The organism is Bradyrhizobium pachyrhizi, assembly GCF_029714545.1.
Taxonomy (GTDB): domain Bacteria; phylum Pseudomonadota; class Alphaproteobacteria; order Rhizobiales; family Xanthobacteraceae; genus Bradyrhizobium; species Bradyrhizobium pachyrhizi.
Genome location: NZ_CP121667.1, coordinates 1,707,377 through 1,721,935 on the forward strand (window position 1 = coordinate 1,707,377; position 14,559 = coordinate 1,721,935).

General features: G+C 64.9%; 12 protein-coding genes and 1 tRNA gene. 6 read left to right on the top strand and 7 right to left on the bottom strand.

The features are described from left to right. From carB to QA639_RS07805, 3 genes are all read right to left on the bottom strand, one after another. On the bottom strand, positions 1-3,465 hold the full coding sequence (carB, locus tag QA639_RS07795; protein WP_157346802.1) for a carbamoyl-phosphate synthase large subunit: 3,465 nt from the start codon (positions 3,463-3,465) through the stop codon (positions 1-3). A 324-nt stretch (positions 3,466-3,789) separates the two neighbouring features. Beyond that, positions 3,790-3,865: transfer RNA gene (locus QA639_RS07800), tRNA-OTHER, on the bottom strand. Between the two features lie 77 nt (positions 3,866-3,942). Next, complete coding sequence (locus QA639_RS07805; protein ID WP_283089476.1) at positions 3,943-4,632, bottom strand: class I SAM-dependent methyltransferase; 690 nt, start codon at positions 4,630-4,632, stop codon at positions 3,943-3,945. Positions 4,633-4,755: 123 nt separating this feature from the next. Here QA639_RS07805 and QA639_RS07810 point away from each other — a divergent pair, with 123 nt between their 5' ends. Continuing rightward, a complete protein-coding gene (locus tag QA639_RS07810; RefSeq protein ID WP_028333111.1) occupies positions 4,756-5,283 on the top strand; it encodes a Dps family protein in 528 nt (175 codons plus the stop codon). A 3-nt stretch (positions 5,284-5,286) separates the two neighbouring features. On the opposite strand, the gene QA639_RS07815 is transcribed toward QA639_RS07810, so the two are convergent. From QA639_RS07815 to carA, 4 genes are all read right to left on the bottom strand, one after another. After that, on the bottom strand, positions 5,287-5,808 hold the full coding sequence (locus QA639_RS07815) for a hypothetical protein (protein WP_283089477.1): 522 nt from the start codon (positions 5,806-5,808) through the stop codon (positions 5,287-5,289). A gap of 71 nt (positions 5,809-5,879) precedes the next feature. Next, positions 5,880-6,980, bottom strand: coding sequence for a mandelate racemase/muconate lactonizing enzyme family protein (locus QA639_RS07820; protein WP_080666992.1), 1,101 nt, complete (start codon positions 6,978-6,980; stop codon positions 5,880-5,882). A gap of 124 nt (positions 6,981-7,104) precedes the next feature. Further along, a complete protein-coding gene (locus QA639_RS07825; RefSeq protein ID WP_283090555.1) occupies positions 7,105-7,602 on the bottom strand; it encodes a PaaI family thioesterase in 498 nt (165 codons plus the stop codon). A gap of 149 nt (positions 7,603-7,751) precedes the next feature. Next, on the bottom strand, positions 7,752-8,945 hold the full coding sequence (gene carA / locus QA639_RS07830) for a glutamine-hydrolyzing carbamoyl-phosphate synthase small subunit (protein WP_283089478.1): 1,194 nt from the start codon (positions 8,943-8,945) through the stop codon (positions 7,752-7,754). A 160-nt stretch (positions 8,946-9,105) separates the two neighbouring features. Between carA and QA639_RS07835 the strand changes: the two genes are divergently transcribed. The 5 genes from QA639_RS07835 to QA639_RS07855 all read left to right on the top strand — a co-directional run bounded on the left by QA639_RS07835 (position 9,106) and on the right by QA639_RS07855 (position 14,553). Then, on the top strand, positions 9,106-9,807 hold the full coding sequence (locus tag QA639_RS07835; protein ID WP_283089479.1) for an alpha/beta fold hydrolase: 702 nt from the start codon (positions 9,106-9,108) through the stop codon (positions 9,805-9,807). A 113-nt stretch (positions 9,808-9,920) separates the two neighbouring features. Continuing rightward, a complete protein-coding gene (locus QA639_RS07840; protein WP_028333117.1) occupies positions 9,921-10,376 on the top strand; it encodes a GatB/YqeY domain-containing protein in 456 nt (151 codons plus the stop codon). 119 nt (positions 10,377-10,495) lie between these two features. Next, entirely contained in the window at positions 10,496-11,113 is a 618-nt protein-coding gene (gene folE / locus QA639_RS07845; protein ID WP_283089480.1) for a GTP cyclohydrolase I FolE, read from the top strand. A 27-nt stretch (positions 11,114-11,140) separates the two neighbouring features. Then, positions 11,141-12,661 (top strand): FAD-dependent oxidoreductase, encoded by a 1,521-nt coding sequence (locus tag QA639_RS07850; RefSeq protein WP_283089481.1) that lies wholly within the window; start codon positions 11,141-11,143, stop codon positions 12,659-12,661. A gap of 281 nt (positions 12,662-12,942) precedes the next feature. Further along, positions 12,943-14,553 (top strand): acyl-CoA synthetase, encoded by a 1,611-nt coding sequence (locus QA639_RS07855; RefSeq protein WP_283089482.1) that lies wholly within the window; start codon positions 12,943-12,945, stop codon positions 14,551-14,553. Positions 14,554-14,559: the final 6 nt, after the last annotated feature.

Here is a 14,559-nt window from a genome sequence, read left to right on the forward strand (position 1 = left end):
TCAGCTTTCGGAAAAGTAACTCTGAAGCGTGCGGACCTCAAGGTCCCCGGCCCGATAGGCCCGGATTCCCCGTGCGGCCGCCACCGCGCCCGAAAGAGTGGTGTAATATGGCACTTTATGCAAGAGGGCAGCCCGCCGCAGCGAGCGGCTGTCGGCCAGCGCCTGCGGACCTTCGGTGGTATTGAAGACCAGCTGGACGTCGCCATTGGTGATGGCGTCGACGATGTGCGGACGGCCTTCGAGCACCTTGTTCACCTTTTCCGTCGGCACGCCGTTGTCGCTGAGGTAGCGCTGCGTGCCCGAAGTTGCCATCACCTTGAAGCCGAGCGAGTGCAACAGCCGCACCGCATCCGCGATGCGCATCTTGTCGTCACCGCGCACCGAGACGAACACCGTGCCCTGCCGCGGCACGCGCGTGCCGCCGCCGAGCTGGCTCTTCGCGAACGCGACCTCGAAGGAGCGGTCGATGCCCATCACTTCGCCGGTCGAACGCATCTCCGGTCCGAGCACGGTATCGACGCCGGGGAAACGCGCGAACGGGAATACCGACTCCTTCACGCCGACATGGCCGAGCTTCTTCTTCTTCAGCTTGAAGTCGGCGAGCTTTTCGCCGGCCATGATCCGCGCCGCGATCTTGGCGACCGGCGTGCCGATCACCTTGGCGACGAACGGCACGGTGCGGGATGCGCGCGGGTTGACCTCGAGCACGTAGATCTCGCCGTCCTTGATGGCGTATTGCACGTTCATCAGGCCGACGACGTCGAGCCCGAGCGCGAGCTCGCGGGTCTGCCGCTCCAGCTCCTCGATGGTCTTGGCGTCGAGCGAATGCGGCGGCAGCGAGCAGGCGGAGTCGCCGGAATGGATGCCGGCTTCCTCGATGTGCTCCATGATGCCGACGATGAAGGTGTCCTTGCCGTCGCAGAGGCAGTCGACATCGACTTCGGTCGCGTCGGACAGATAGCGGTCGAACAGCAGCGGGTTCTTGCCGAGCACGGTGTTGATCTGCCCGGTCTTGTCATTCGGGTAGCGCGCCTTGATGTCGGCGGGCACCAGCTCGGGCAGCGTTCCCAGCAGGTAGTCATTGAGCTGGTTCTCCTCGCGGATGATCTGCATCGCGCGGCCGCCGAGCACGTAGGACGGACGCACCACCAGCGGCAGGTCGAGATCGGCGGCGACCAGGCGGGCCTGCTCGACCGAATAGGCGATGCCGTTCTTCGGCTGCTTGAGACGAAGCTTGTCGAGCACGCGCTTGAAGCGGTCGCGGTCCTCGGCGAGGTCGATCGCGTCGGGCGAGGTGCCGAGGATCGGCACTTCGGCGGCTTCGAGCGCGCGGGCAAGCTTCAGCGGGGTCTGGCCGCCGAACTGCACGATCACGCCGTGCAGCGTGCCGTTCTTGCGCTCGGTCGCGATGATCTCCAGCACGTCCTCGGCGGTCAGCGGCTCGAAATACAGCCGGTCGGCGGTGTCGTAGTCGGTCGATACCGTTTCCGGGTTGCAGTTGACCATGATGGTCTCGTAGCCGGCGTCCTCGAGCGCGAAGCAGGCGTGGCAGCAGCAATAGTCGAACTCGATGCCCTGGCCGATGCGGTTCGGCCCGCCGCCGAGGATGATCACCTTCTTGCGGTCCGACGGCGCGCTTTCGTCGGCAAATTCGCCGGCGAACGGCCGCTCATAGGTCGAATACATGTAGGCGGTCGGCGAAGCGAACTCCGCCGCGCAGGTATCGATGCGCTTGAACACCGGGCGCACCCCGAGCGCGTGGCGCTTGGCGGTAACGTCGGCCTCAGTGGCCTCCGTGAGCACGGCGAGCCGCGCGTCCGAGAAGCCCATCGCCTTCAGCATCCGCATCGCGAACGCATTGGTCGGCAGGCCGCTGCTGCGGACCTTGCCTTCCATCTCGACGATGGCGCGCAGCTCGGCGAGGAACCAGGGATCGATCTTGCAGGAATTGAAGATATCCTCGTTGGACCAGCCGAGCCGCATCGCCTGCGCGACCTGCAGCAGGCGGTTCGGCGTCGGCGTGCCGAGCGCCGCACGGATCGCGTTCTTGTCGTCGCTGCGGCCGAGGCCCTCGATGTCGATCTCGTCGAGGCCGGTCAGCCCGGTCTCGAGCCCGCGCAGGGCCTTCTGCAGGCTCTCCTGGAAGGTGCGGCCGATCGCCATCACCTCGCCGACCGACTTCATCGAGGTGGTCAGGGTGGAGGAGGCGCCGGGGAATTTCTCGAACGCAAAGCGCGGAATCTTGGTGACGACGTAGTCGATCGTCGGCTCGAACGAGGCCGGCGTCGCGCCGCCGGTGATGTCGTTGGCGATCTCGTCGAGCGTGTAGCCGATCGCAAGTTTGGCGGCGACCTTGGCGATGGGGAAGCCGGTGGCCTTGGAGGCCAGCGCCGACGAGCGCGACACGCGGGGATTCATCTCGATCACGACCATGCGGCCGTCGTCCGGATTGATGCCGAACTGCACGTTGGAGCCGCCGGTCTCGACCCCGATCTCGCGCAGCACCGCAATCGATGCGTCGCGCATGATCTGGTATTCCTTGTCGGTGAGCGTCAGCGCCGGCGCGACCGTGATCGAATCGCCGGTGTGAACGCCCATCGGATCGACGTTCTCGATCGAGCAGATGATGATGCAATTGTCCTTCTTGTCGCGCACCACCTCCATCTCGAACTCTTTCCAGCCGAGAACGGATTCCTCGATCAGCACCTCGTTGGTCGGCGAGGCATCGAGGCCGCGCTCGATGATGTCGAGATATTCTTCCTTGTTGTAGGCGATGCCGCCGCCGGTGCCGCCGAGCGTGAAGGAGGGGCGGATGATCGCGGGCAGGCCGATGTCGGACAGCGCCATCAGCGCTTCGGCCAAGGCCTGCTGCTGGTAGCGCTTGCGCCGCTCGTTCTCGCCGCCTTCCCACTGCCGTTCGAAGGCTTCGAGTTCGGGGCCGGACAGCTTGGCCTGATCGGCGAGGTACTTGTCGCGGTCGGACTTCTTCAGCGCCGACGCATTGGCGAGCCGGGACCTCGGCGTCTGCAGCCCAATCTTCTCCATGGCGTCGCGAAACAGCTGGCGGTCTTCGGCCTTGTCGATGGCGTCGGCGGTGGCGCCGATCATCTCGACGTCGAACTTCTCCAGCGTACCCTGCTTGCGCAGCGACAGCGCGCAGTTCAGCGCGGTCTGGCCGCCCATGGTCGGCAGCAGCGCGAAGCCGCCGGGCACGACGTGGCGTTCCTTTTCGATGATCTTGGCGACGATTTCGGGCGTGATCGGCTCGATATAGGTCGCATCCGCCAGCTCCGGGTCGGTCATGATCGTCGCCGGGTTGGAATTGACCAGGACGATCCGATAGCCCTCTTCCTTGAGCGTCTTGCAGGCCTGCGTGCCGGAATAGTCGAACTCGCAGGCTTGGCCGATCACGATGGGACCTGCGCCGATGATCAGGATGGTGGAGATGTCGGTTCTTTTGGGCATCAGCTCTCGCGGACTGGAATTTAGGCACAAAAAAAGGGCGCGCTTCCCGCGCGTCCCTCGAGCCATGCGCTACATGTTGTAGCGCTGGAAGCGCGATCCCTCGCGCGCGGGTGGTCTTTAGACCAGTTTCCGCACCCGCGAAACCCCCAAAAACGCGCAATCAACCGCGATTCTGGGGGAAAATCCGCATTCGGCATATGCCCGGTTGGGGGTGCTCGGGATGTGGGGAGGGGCTACCGGCCCGGCTTCGCGCTGCGGGCTACGCCGCGGCAGCCTTCGCTACGAGAAGGCCTGCCGAGCCGAAGCTGCGTCAGCAGCGAAGGCTGGAGGCCCGGCCTGGATTTGAACCAGGATAAACAGTGTTGCACCACTGCCGCGTCGAAGCTTCCGCCACCGGGCCGAGCGGATCATTGCTGATTATTTCAGTGGCCGCCACGTTTACTGGTGGGTAACGTTAATAGCCGGCGCAACCTGGGATCAGTGGTGCGCCACGAACGTCATCCGCCACGGATTGTGCCCGATGTTGCGCGGCGCGCGCGTAGCGCTGAACCCGGCGGCGCCGAGCTTCGCGATCATCTCGTCCTCGCGGTAGCGCTGCAGTCCGATCCTGGTGCGCAGCTGGCGGTAGTCGGACAGTGCGGTCGAAGCCAGCCCGACCAGCGCATCGCGCAGGAAGCCGTGGGTCGCCGCAAAGCGCAGCAGGGCCACGACGTCCCTCGCCATGCCGACTTCGGGCCGCAGGATATCGCCGAGCACGAACCGGCCCGAGGGCTTCAGCAGGCGGTGGATTACGTCGAACGCGGAATCGAGCTCCTGCGGCGTCATGTATTGCGCCACCGAGTTCATCACCACGAGGTCGATCGAGTCCGCGTCCATGTGCTTCAGGTCATCGAGCGAGCGGACACGGATGCGGGTGTCGGGCGCAAAGCGCGCGACCAGACGGCCGCGTACGCCGGGCGCCGGCTCCGCCAGATAGAGCTGGGCGCAGGCATTGGCGACCTTCGCCGCCGAAAGCGCCTCGCCGCAGGCATAGTCGAGCACCACGGCATCCGGCGAAGCGATGTAGCCGATGATGTCGTTTGCGATGATCTGGAAATGCAGGTCACGGTGCAGTCGGCTCGCATAGATCGTATGCGTGGAATCGTAATAATCGATCCATTCATCCATCGCGTTTGGTATCCGGCAGAACGGGTTCCTGGCCTCAGGAACGGGTGGGCTGATGATGCGTTAGCGGTCCGGCGGCCAATGTTCAATGCGCCGAAATACGGGTTCCTAACAGGAAGGTCCAACGTGAGCAAAGCCAAGACTGACAAGATCTCGCCCGATCTCGACACGCCGAGCGACCTGCCGCAGGCTGCGGTGGACACGATCTCGGTCTCGCTCAACACGCTTCTGGCTGACGCCTTCGCGCTCTACCTGAAGACCAAGAATTTCCATTGGCATGTCAGCGGCCGGCATTTCCATGATTACCATTTGTTGCTGGACGAGCAATCGGAGGCGATCTTTGCGACCACCGACCAGCTCGCCGAGCGGGTGCGCAAGCTTGGCGGCGCGACGCTGAAGTCGATCGGCGATATCGCCAAGCATCAGACCATCAAGGACAATGACGACGATTATGTGCCGCCGCGCGAAATGCTGCGCGAGTTGATGGAAGACAACAAGCACATGGCGGCTGCGATGCGCAAGGCGCACAAGCTGGCTGACGAGCAGGAGGACTCCGGCACCGCAGGCCTGCTCGAAACCTTCATCGACGAAACCGAGCGCCGTACCTGGTTCCTGTTCGAGGCCAGCCGCCAGGAAGGCAGCAACGCGGCGTAGGCATCAGCGCTTCCACAGCCGCACCAGCGGCCCGTCCTTGCCCATCACCGGATCGGTCGCGGGGATCGCGACCAGCGGGATCGTCTTCAGCGCCATGGCGTGGTTCTCCGGCGTCGGCCGCTGCAGATCCATCGGCGGGCCCGGCGGATAGGCGCCGACCACGCAGAAATCGTCGCTCGCCGACAGGCATTGATGTCCGGTGCCGGCCGGCAGGATCGCGACGTCGCCTGCCGCGATCTCCAGCGCCCGCCCATGGTCGCCGCCGAACTGCACGCGCGCGCGGCCGCGGGCGACGCCCAGCACCTCGTGCACGATGGCGTGGTAATGCGCGAAGTCGTAGACGCCGTTGCGCCACATCGCGCCCCAGCCGTTCTTGCCGAACAACTGCTCGATGGTGGCCTCAGGATTCTTGCTGACGTCGACGATGGCCTTGTAGACCAGGAACGGCATCGGGTTGTTCGGCACCAGGCCGTCGTCCTGGAAGACGATGGTCAGGGGTTCGATATCGGTGCGGACGACCGACATGGTGGCTCTCCAGCGCTGCGAGGTGCCGTGGTCTCCAGACCAACAAACCGTCGGTCCGCAAACCGTTCCAGCTAGATTTTGAACTTCAACACGTCTTCCTTGAATTTGAGCCCGTGCCCGGGCCGCTCCGGCGCGGTGATCATGCCGTTGGCGATCTCGGGCGGGTCGACCCAGAGATCGTCGATCAGCGCCATGTTCTCGCACCAGATGCCGTTCGGAATCGAAGCCAAGAGGTGCACATTGAGTTCGGGAAACAGATGCGGCGCGATGGTGATGCCGAACGTGTCCGCGAGCGCTGCGATCTTGCGCAGGTCGGTCATGCCGCCGCGCATCGGGTCGGGTTGCAGGATTGGCAGGCAGGGATTGAGAAAGAACGGCCGCAGATCGTAGCGCGTGAAATGCGTCTCGCCGCCGACGACGCGCATGTCGAGCGCGGCCGCGATCCGCTGATAGCCGGCGAAATCATCGGCCGGCACTGGCTCCTCGAGCCAGTAGATGTCGTACTTCTCGAACTTGCGTCCCATCTCGATCGCGACATCGGCGCTCCAGCCCATGTTGACGTCGATCATGATGTCGATGTCGGGCCCGAGCGCCTCGCGCATGCGGCGCACATTGTCGAGGTCCTGCGCCGGCGTGTGGACGTGCGCGACCTGCATCTTGATCGCCTTGTAGCCCTGCTTTACGAAATGCAGCGCCTTCTCGATCATCCCGTCGCCGCCGGCGCCCCGGAAGCAGCCGGAACCATAGATCGGGATTTCCGAGCGATAGTGCCCCCACAGCCGGTGCAGCGGCAGTCCGGCCCGTTTCCCCACCGCGTCCCACAGCGCGATGTCGAGCGCCGACATGGCCATCGCGGCGATGCCGCCGCGGCCGTAGGTCATCGTCGCCGTCCACAGATCGCGCCAGATCGCCTCGATCGCGGTGGCGTCCTTGCCGATGACGCGCGGGATGATGCATTCCTCGAGACAGGCCGCGATCGACTTCATCGCCGGCTTGAACACAAACAGATAGCCCATGCCGGTGACACCGCCGGACGTCTCGACGTCGCAGATCAGAATGTCGCGCGTCGCGCCGAGCGCCGCGCCTTTCAGCCAGGGATCGTCGGCCCAGGGCAGCCGCAGCATCGTCACGCGGATGTCGCGGATGGTCATGTCTGAATGGGCTGAAATCATCGGCGTTCCCTTTCCAGGCCGGATCATGTTTGCCTGATCTCGGACAGGGAAACTCAATCACAGAGCGCCGGCCGCGATCCAGCGCGCTTCGTCATGCCTCCAATGCGCGAAAACGCGATTGCCCTCAGGTATTCTTGGGCAGCTCGAACACCAGGCAGGTCGTGGTGGCATGCGCGAGCAGCTTGCCCTTGCCGTCGGTAATCCGCGCTTCCGCGGTCGTAACCCGGCGGCCGGCGTTGAGGACATGGCCCTCGGTGCGGATTTTGCCGGTGTCCTGGCTCATGCCGCGGACGAAGGAGATCTTGAACTCCAGCGTGGTGTAGCCAAAGCCCTGCGGCAGCGTGGTCTGCACCGCAAGCCCCATCGCGGAATCCAAGAGAATCGCGGCGTAGCCGCCATGCACCGAGCCGATCGGGTTGTAGTGGCGCAGGCCCGGGATGCTGTGGATCACCACATGGCCGGTCTCGGCGGAGCAGTCGAACGGCTCGACATTCTCCATGATCGGCGGCTCCGGCAGGGTCCGGGCGAAGATGCCGCGCACGAAGTCGAGCCCGGACATCGATGCCATCACCGCCATAGAGGAGACGCCGTAGACGGGCTTTGGGGGCGCGCTGTCGGTCATGTCGGCATTTCCCGTGATCTGATGCGAAGGCGCGTTGTCCATCGGTGCTCACAGCACATAACAGTCCGTCATGCCCGGACTTGATCCGGGCATCCATCTTTCTTCAAGGGATGGAATGCCGGGTCAAGCCCGGCAATGACGATCGGGCTCTAAGCCGCGCGCTTGTTCTTCCGCATCAGATCGGCAAAGCGCTGGAACAGGTAGTGCGAGTCGCGCGGGCCGGGCGAGGCTTCCGGGTGATATTGCACCGAGAATACCGGCTTGCCCTCGAGCGCGATGCCGCAATTGGAGCCGTCGAACAGCGAGATATGGGTCTGGGTCGCACCTTTCGGCAGCGTCGCCTGGTCCACGGCAAAGCCGTGGTTCATCGAGGTGATCTCGACCTTGCCGGTGGTCTCGTCCTTGACCGGATGGTTGGCGCCGTGATGGCCCTGATGCATCTTCATGGTCTTGGCCCCGACGGCAAGGCCAAGCATCTGATGGCCGAGGCAGATGCCGAAGGTCGGCGTCCCCGACGCGATCACCTTCTGGATGACGGGCACGGCATATTTGCCGGTGGCGGCCGGATCGCCGGGGCCGTTCGACAGGAACACGCCGTCCGGCTTCATCGCCAGGATGTCTTCGGCGGCGGTCGTCGCCGGCACCACGGTCACCTTGGCGCCGACGCCGGCGAGCAGGCGCAGGATGTTGCGCTTGATGCCGTAGTCGATCGCGACCACGTTGAATTCCGGCGCGGTCTGCTGGCCGAAACCGTTGCCCCACACCCAGGGCGTCTCGTCCCAGGTGAAGCGCTGGCCGGAGGTGACCATCGGCACCAGGTCCATGCCCTCGAGGCCGGGCCATTCGCGGGCTTCTTCCTTCAGGCCGTGCAGGTCGAACTCGCCGTTTCTGGCGTGCGCGATCACCGCATTGGGCATGCCCTTGGAGCGGATCAGCGCGGTCAGCGCGCGGGTGTCGATGCCGGAGAGGCCGATGATGCCGCGCGCCTTCAACCACTGGTCGAGATGGCGGGTGGCCCGGTAGTTCGAGGGATCAGTGATCGCCGAGCGCAGGATCACGCCGCGCGCGCCGGGCGTCGCCGCCATGTTCACCGTCTCGATGTCTTCCTCGTTGGTACCGACATTGCCGATATGCGGGAAGGTGAAGGTGATGATCTGGCCGGCATAGGACGGATCGGTGAGGATCTCCTCATAGCCGGTCATCGCGGTGTTGAAGCAGACCTCGCCGACGGCGTGGCCTTCCGCGCCGAGACCGAAGCCTTCCAGCACGGTACCATCGGCGAGCACAAGGAGCGCGGTCGGTTTATGGTCCGGCCAGGCGGGAGCGTTTTCGGATGTTGTCATGAGCCCTTTAAATAGACGCCGCACCCTGCGGCGTCAAAGCGAAAGGGCACGGATTCACACGGCAATACCGGCCGATTTGACAGGCCCGAACGGCCTTTTAATCTAAAGTTCCCTGAAGCGGCCGTTTGCTTGCCGAAAATGACCCGTCCGGAGCTCCCGCATGGATAATACGATGCCGATCCTGCTCGTCCCGGGCCTCATCTGCTCGCCGCGGATTTTCGCCCCGGTCATCCCGGCGCTGTGGCGATGCGGGCCGGTGACGGTCGCCAACCATGTCAGGGACGACAATATGGGGGCCATCGCCCGCCGGATCCTGGCCGAGGCGCCGCCGCGCTTTGCGCTCGCCGGGCACTCGATGGGCGGCTACATCGCCTTCGAGATCATGCGGCAGGCGCCGGACCGGGTTGCGAAGCTGGCGCTGATGAGCACCCAGGCGCGGGCCGATACGCCGGAAGCGACCGCGCGTCGCCGCGGCATGATCGAGCGCGCCAGAAGCGGCCAATATCGCAGCGTGGTCGATGAGCTTTATCCGGGCTTCGTGCATCCGTCGCGGCAGGGCGATGCAAGCCTGCGCCGGATCGTCGACGACATGAGCGAGGACGTTGGCGCCGAGGCCTTCATCCGCCAGCAGAACGCGGTGCTCAGCCGGCCGGATTCGCGGCCGAGCATGGCCTGGATCAAGTGCCCGACCTTGGTGCTGACGTCGGATACCGACAACACCGTGCCGAATTCGCTGTCGGACGAGATGGCTAACGGCATTCCCGGCGCAAAACTTGTGGTGCTCGCCAATTGCGGTCACCTGCCGCAGCTGGAACAGCCGCAGGCCTGCGCCGATGCGCTGGTCGAATGGCTGAGGAACTAAAGCGTTTTCAAGCGAAGTGGACACCGGTTCGCGCCGGAAAACGCGGCAAACAAGAGTTGTTCTGCCGGTGCAAACTGCCTAGATGAGGGGATTGCTGGTTCAAGGACAACGAAATGCTGCGCGACGACATCAATACTGCGGTCAAGGAAGCGATGAAGGCAAAGGACGAGCGCAAGCTGTCCACGCTGCGCATGGTCAATTCGACCATCAAGAACGCCGACATCGACGCGCGCGGGCAGGGCAAGCCGCCTCTCTCCGATGCCGACCTGCTCGGCCTGCTGCAGAAGATGATCAAGCAGCGCCAGGAGTCGGTCGAGCTCTATGACAAGGGCGGCCGCGCCGAGCTCGCGGCCCAGGAGCGCGAGGAGATCGCCGTGATCTCGGCGTACCTGCCGAAGCAGATGTCCGATGACGACGTGAAGGCCGCGATCTCGGCGATCATCGCCGAGACGGGTGCCGCCGGCATCAAGGACATGGGCAAGGTGATCGGCGCGCTCAAGGCGAAATACGCCGGCCAGATGGATTTCGGCAAGGCCAGCGGCCTGGTCAAGGCGGCGCTGACGGGCTAGCCGTTCGTCCCGGCTGGCTTGCGGCGCAAAGTGCCGCGGGCCGAATTGCGGGAACCTTTCTGCTGACGGAGCATCTGACGGGCATGACCTCGCGATGACTCCGCAAAGGAAAGGCCCCGATGAACCCGATTGTGCATGCGCTGGATCGTGCTAGAGCCGCTCAAACCGAATCCGACAAGCCGACCCGGGCCGAAGTCGAGGCCGCAGTCCGCACCATGATCCGCTGGACCGGCGACGATCCCGAGCGGGATGGTCTGCTTGAAACTCCGGCGCGTGTGACGCGTTCGTTCGAGGAATTCTTTGCGGGTTACGACCAACGTCCCGCGGAGATCCTGGAAAAGACCTTCGAGGAGATCGAAGGCTACGACGAAATGATTGCTCTGCGGGGCATCCGCTTCGAGAGCCATTGCGAGCATCATATGGCGCCGATCATCGGTCAGGCCTGGGTTGCCTACATCCCGAACGGCCGCGTGGTCGGCATCAGCAAGCTGGCACGGGTGGTCGACATCTATGCCAGGCGTTTGCAGATCCAGGAGAAGATGACGGCGCAGATCGCCAACACCATCAACGACGTCTTGAAGCCTCAGGGCGTGGGCGTCATCATCAAGGCGTCGCATCACTGCATGACGACCCGCGGCGTGCACAAGCCGGATACCGATCTCGTGACCAGCCGCATGCTGGGTTGCTTTCGCGACAATGCGCTAACCCGCCAGGAATTCCTCGGCATAGCGGTTTAGAGCGTCACAGGGCGATGGAGGAATGATATGGCCGATCAGCAAGCTCCTTCCGGTCCGGATCTGACACAAGGCGTTGCCCTCTCCGACTTCACGGGCGCGATGTTGCTCGGCCATGTCGGCGACGAGGACGTGCTGCTGGTGCGCTCGGGGGCGGATATCTTCGCCATCGACGCGCATTGCAGCCATTACCACGGTCCGCTCGCCGAAGGCCTCCTTGAGGGCGAGACCGTCCATTGCCCCTGGCATCACGCCTGCTTCGATATTCGCACCGGTGAAGCGACCGCCGCGCCCGCCTTCAACGCGCTCGCTGTCTGGAAGATCGAGCGCGAGGGCGATCGCATCATCGTGCGCGAGAAGCGCGCGCAGCCGAAACTCCGCGTCAAGGGCCCGGTCGATGCGCCCGGCAGGATCGTGATTGTCGGCGGCGGCGGGGCAGGGTTCGCCGCCGCCGAGATGCTGCGGCGGCAGGACTATCGCGGCAGCATCGTCATGTTGAGCGGCGAGGCCGCGGCGCCGGTGGATCGTCCGAACCTGTCGAAGGACTTCCTCGCCGGCAGCGCGCCGGAAGACTGGCTGCCGCTGAAACCGGACGATTTCTATCGTGATGCGGCGATCGATCTCAGGCTCAGGACCGAGGTCAAGTCGATCGATACCGGCCGCCGCAATGTCATGCTCGCCGGCGGCGAAACGATTCCGTATGACCGGCTGCTGCTGGCGACCGGCGCGGAGCCGGTGCGGCTGCCGATCCCGGGCGCGGATCAGCCCCACGTTCACGTGTTGCGCACCGTCGACGATTGCCGGGCAATCATCGCCTCGGCCAGCGGAGCGCGCCGCGCGGTTGTGATCGGTGCGAGCTTCATCGGCCTCGAGGTGGCGGCCTCGCTCCGCGCGCGGGAAATCGAGGTCCACGTGGTCGGGCTGGAACAGCGGCCGATGGAGCGCGTACTCGGGCCTGAGATGGGCGATTTCGTCCGCGCGCTGCACGAAGAGCATGGTGTCGTATTCCACCTCGGCGACACGGTGACTGCGATCGAGGGCAAGCGCGCCCGCTTGAAGAGCGGGCCAGTGCTCGATGCCGATCTCGTCGTGGTCGGTGTCGGCGTGAAGCCGCGGCTGGCGCTGGCGGAAGCGGCCGGGCTCGCGATCGATCGCGGCGTGATAGTCGACGCCTATCTCGAGACCAGTGTTCCCGGCATCTACGCGGCCGGCGATATCGCGCGCTGGCCCGATCCGCACAGCGGCGAGACGATCCGGGTCGAGCATTGGGTGGTGGCGGAGCGCCAGGGCCAGACCGCCGCGCGGAATATGCTTGGGCAGCGCGAGGTGTTCGACGCGGTGCCGTTCTTCTGGAGCCAGCATTACGACGTGCCGATCAACTATGTCGGCCATGCCGAGCAGTGGGACGAGATCGCGGTGGATGGCAGCATCGCCGGCAGGGATTGCGTGCTGCGCTACAAGCGCGGCGGGCGCGTGCTCGCGGTCGCATCGATCTATCGCGACCTCGATAGCCTCAAGGCCGAGGTCGCAATGGAGCGGGCGGCCGCCTGACGGCTTTCTCCTCAAGGAAGTTCGTAGCCCGGATGCAGCGAAGCGAAATCCGGGTGAGTCTGTCCACTCGATGAGAACCGCGGATTGCGCGGAGCCTGTCATCGGGCGCGCGTTCGCGCGACCGGTTGGCTCCATCCGGGCTACGCATTGTTCATCCGGGCATCACTTTCTTCGTCGGCCCGGGCTTGTCCCGGGCATCGACGTCTTTACAATCTGCCACGGCAAGACGCGGATGGCAGGGAAAAGCCCGGCCATGACGAGGGACGGAAGCAACACACACCATGCTCAAGGAAGCCGCTACTTACGACGAGCTCTATCGCAACTTCCGCTGGGACGTTCCCGCGCGCTTCAACATGGCGACCGCGTGCTGCGACCGCCATGCCGACGGCACCGGGCGGCTCGCCCTGGTCTATGTCGACGAGGATGGCGGCACCACGCGCACCTCGTTCGATGAGGTCGCGGAGGCCTCGCGCCGCTTCGCCAATGTGCTGACCGCCGACGGCCTGGCGCGCGGCGACCGCGTCGCGGTGTTCCTGTCGCAATCGCTCGAACTGCCGGTCGCGCATCTCGCGGCGTTTCGCGCAGCGATGATCTCAATCCCGCTGTTCGCGCTGTTCGGCGAGGACGCGCTCGAATTCCGCCTGTCGAATTCTGCTGCCAAGGCCGTGATCACCGATGAAGCAGGCTGGGAGAAGATCGCGAAAATCCGCGATCGCCTGCCCGAGTTGAAGAGCGTCTATATCATCGGCGAAAAGACGCCGGCGGGGACGAAACCGTTCTGGAGCGCGATCAAGTCGGCGTCTCCGGAATTTGCGACCGTCGACACCTCGGCCGACGATCCCGCGCTGATCATCTACACCTCAGGCACCACGGGCAACCCGAAGGGCGCGCTGCACGCGCATCGCGTCGTGCTCGGCCATCTACCCAACGTCGAGATGTGCCACAACTTCCTGCCCCGGCCCGGCGACCTGATGTGGACGCCGGCCGACTGGGCCTGGATCGGCGGCCTGATCAACGGCCTGTTCGCATTCTGGTACCACGGCATCCCGATGGTCGGGCACCGCGCCCGCAAGTTCGAGCCGCAGGCGGCGATGCAGATGATGGCCGAGCTCGGCATCCGCAACGTGTTCCTGCCGCCGACCGCGCTGAAGCTGATGCGGCAGGCCGACGTGAAGAATTCCGGCGTCAGGCTGCGCAGCATCTTCACCGGCGGCGAGTCGCTCGGCGGCGAATTGCTGGATTGGGTGCGCGACACCTTCGGCATCGACGCCCATGAGGTGTTCGGTCAAACCGAGTGCAATCTCGTGATCGGCAGCAATTCCAACCTGTTTCCGATCCGTCCGGGCTCGATGGGCCGCGCCACGCCGGGCTTCGACGTCCGCATCGTCAACGAGAAGGGCGAGGAGCTGTCGCGGGGCCAGCGCGGCATCATCGGCGTGCGCCAGCCGTGCCCCTGCACCATGATCGAGTACTGGCGCAATCCGGAAGCGACCGCGAAGAAATACGCCGGCGAATTCCTGCTGACCGGCGATCTCGGCGTGCAGGATCAGGACGGCTATTTCTGGTACGTCAGCCGCGAGGACGACGTCATCACCACGGCCGGCTATCGCGTCGGCCCGTCCGAGATCGAGCACACGCTGATGAAGCATCCGGCGGTTGCGATGTCGGCGGTGGTCGGCATCCCCGATCCGATCCGCACCGAATCGATCAAGGCCTGGATCGTGCTGCGGCCGGGCTACGCGCCGGGCGATGCCTTGGCGCGCGAGATCCAGGAGTTCGTCAAGGTCCAGCTCGCCGCCCACGAGTATCCGCGCTTCGTGCAGTTCGCCGACAGCCTGCCGATGACGGCGACGGGCAAGGTGCTGCGGCGGGAGCTGAGGGCGCTGGGCTAGATTCTC

Excerpts from the sequence above, each read along its gene's own strand:
- carB (WP_157346802.1), bottom strand. The coding sequence starts at position 3,465 with ATGCCCAAAAGAACCGACATCTCCACCATCCTGATCATCGGCGCAGGT.
- QA639_RS07805 (WP_283089476.1), bottom strand. The coding sequence starts at position 4,632 with ATGGATGAATGGATCGATTATTACGATTCCACGCATACGATCTATGCG.
- QA639_RS07815 (WP_283089477.1), bottom strand. The coding sequence starts at position 5,808 with ATGTCGGTCGTCCGCACCGATATCGAACCCCTGACCATCGTCTTCCAG.
- QA639_RS07820 (WP_080666992.1), bottom strand. The coding sequence starts at position 6,980 with ATGATTTCAGCCCATTCAGACATGACCATCCGCGACATCCGCGTGACG.
- QA639_RS07825 (WP_283090555.1), bottom strand. The coding sequence starts at position 7,602 with ATGACCGACAGCGCGCCCCCAAAGCCCGTCTACGGCGTCTCCTCTATG.
- carA (WP_283089478.1), bottom strand. The coding sequence starts at position 8,945 with ATGACAACATCCGAAAACGCTCCCGCCTGGCCGGACCATAAACCGACC.
- QA639_RS07835 (WP_283089479.1), top strand. The coding sequence starts at position 9,106 with ATGGATAATACGATGCCGATCCTGCTCGTCCCGGGCCTCATCTGCTCG.
- QA639_RS07840 (WP_028333117.1), top strand. The coding sequence starts at position 9,921 with ATGCTGCGCGACGACATCAATACTGCGGTCAAGGAAGCGATGAAGGCA.
- folE (WP_283089480.1), top strand. The coding sequence starts at position 10,496 with ATGAACCCGATTGTGCATGCGCTGGATCGTGCTAGAGCCGCTCAAACC.
- QA639_RS07850 (WP_283089481.1), top strand. The coding sequence starts at position 11,141 with ATGGCCGATCAGCAAGCTCCTTCCGGTCCGGATCTGACACAAGGCGTT.
- QA639_RS07855 (WP_283089482.1), top strand. The coding sequence starts at position 12,943 with ATGCTCAAGGAAGCCGCTACTTACGACGAGCTCTATCGCAACTTCCGC.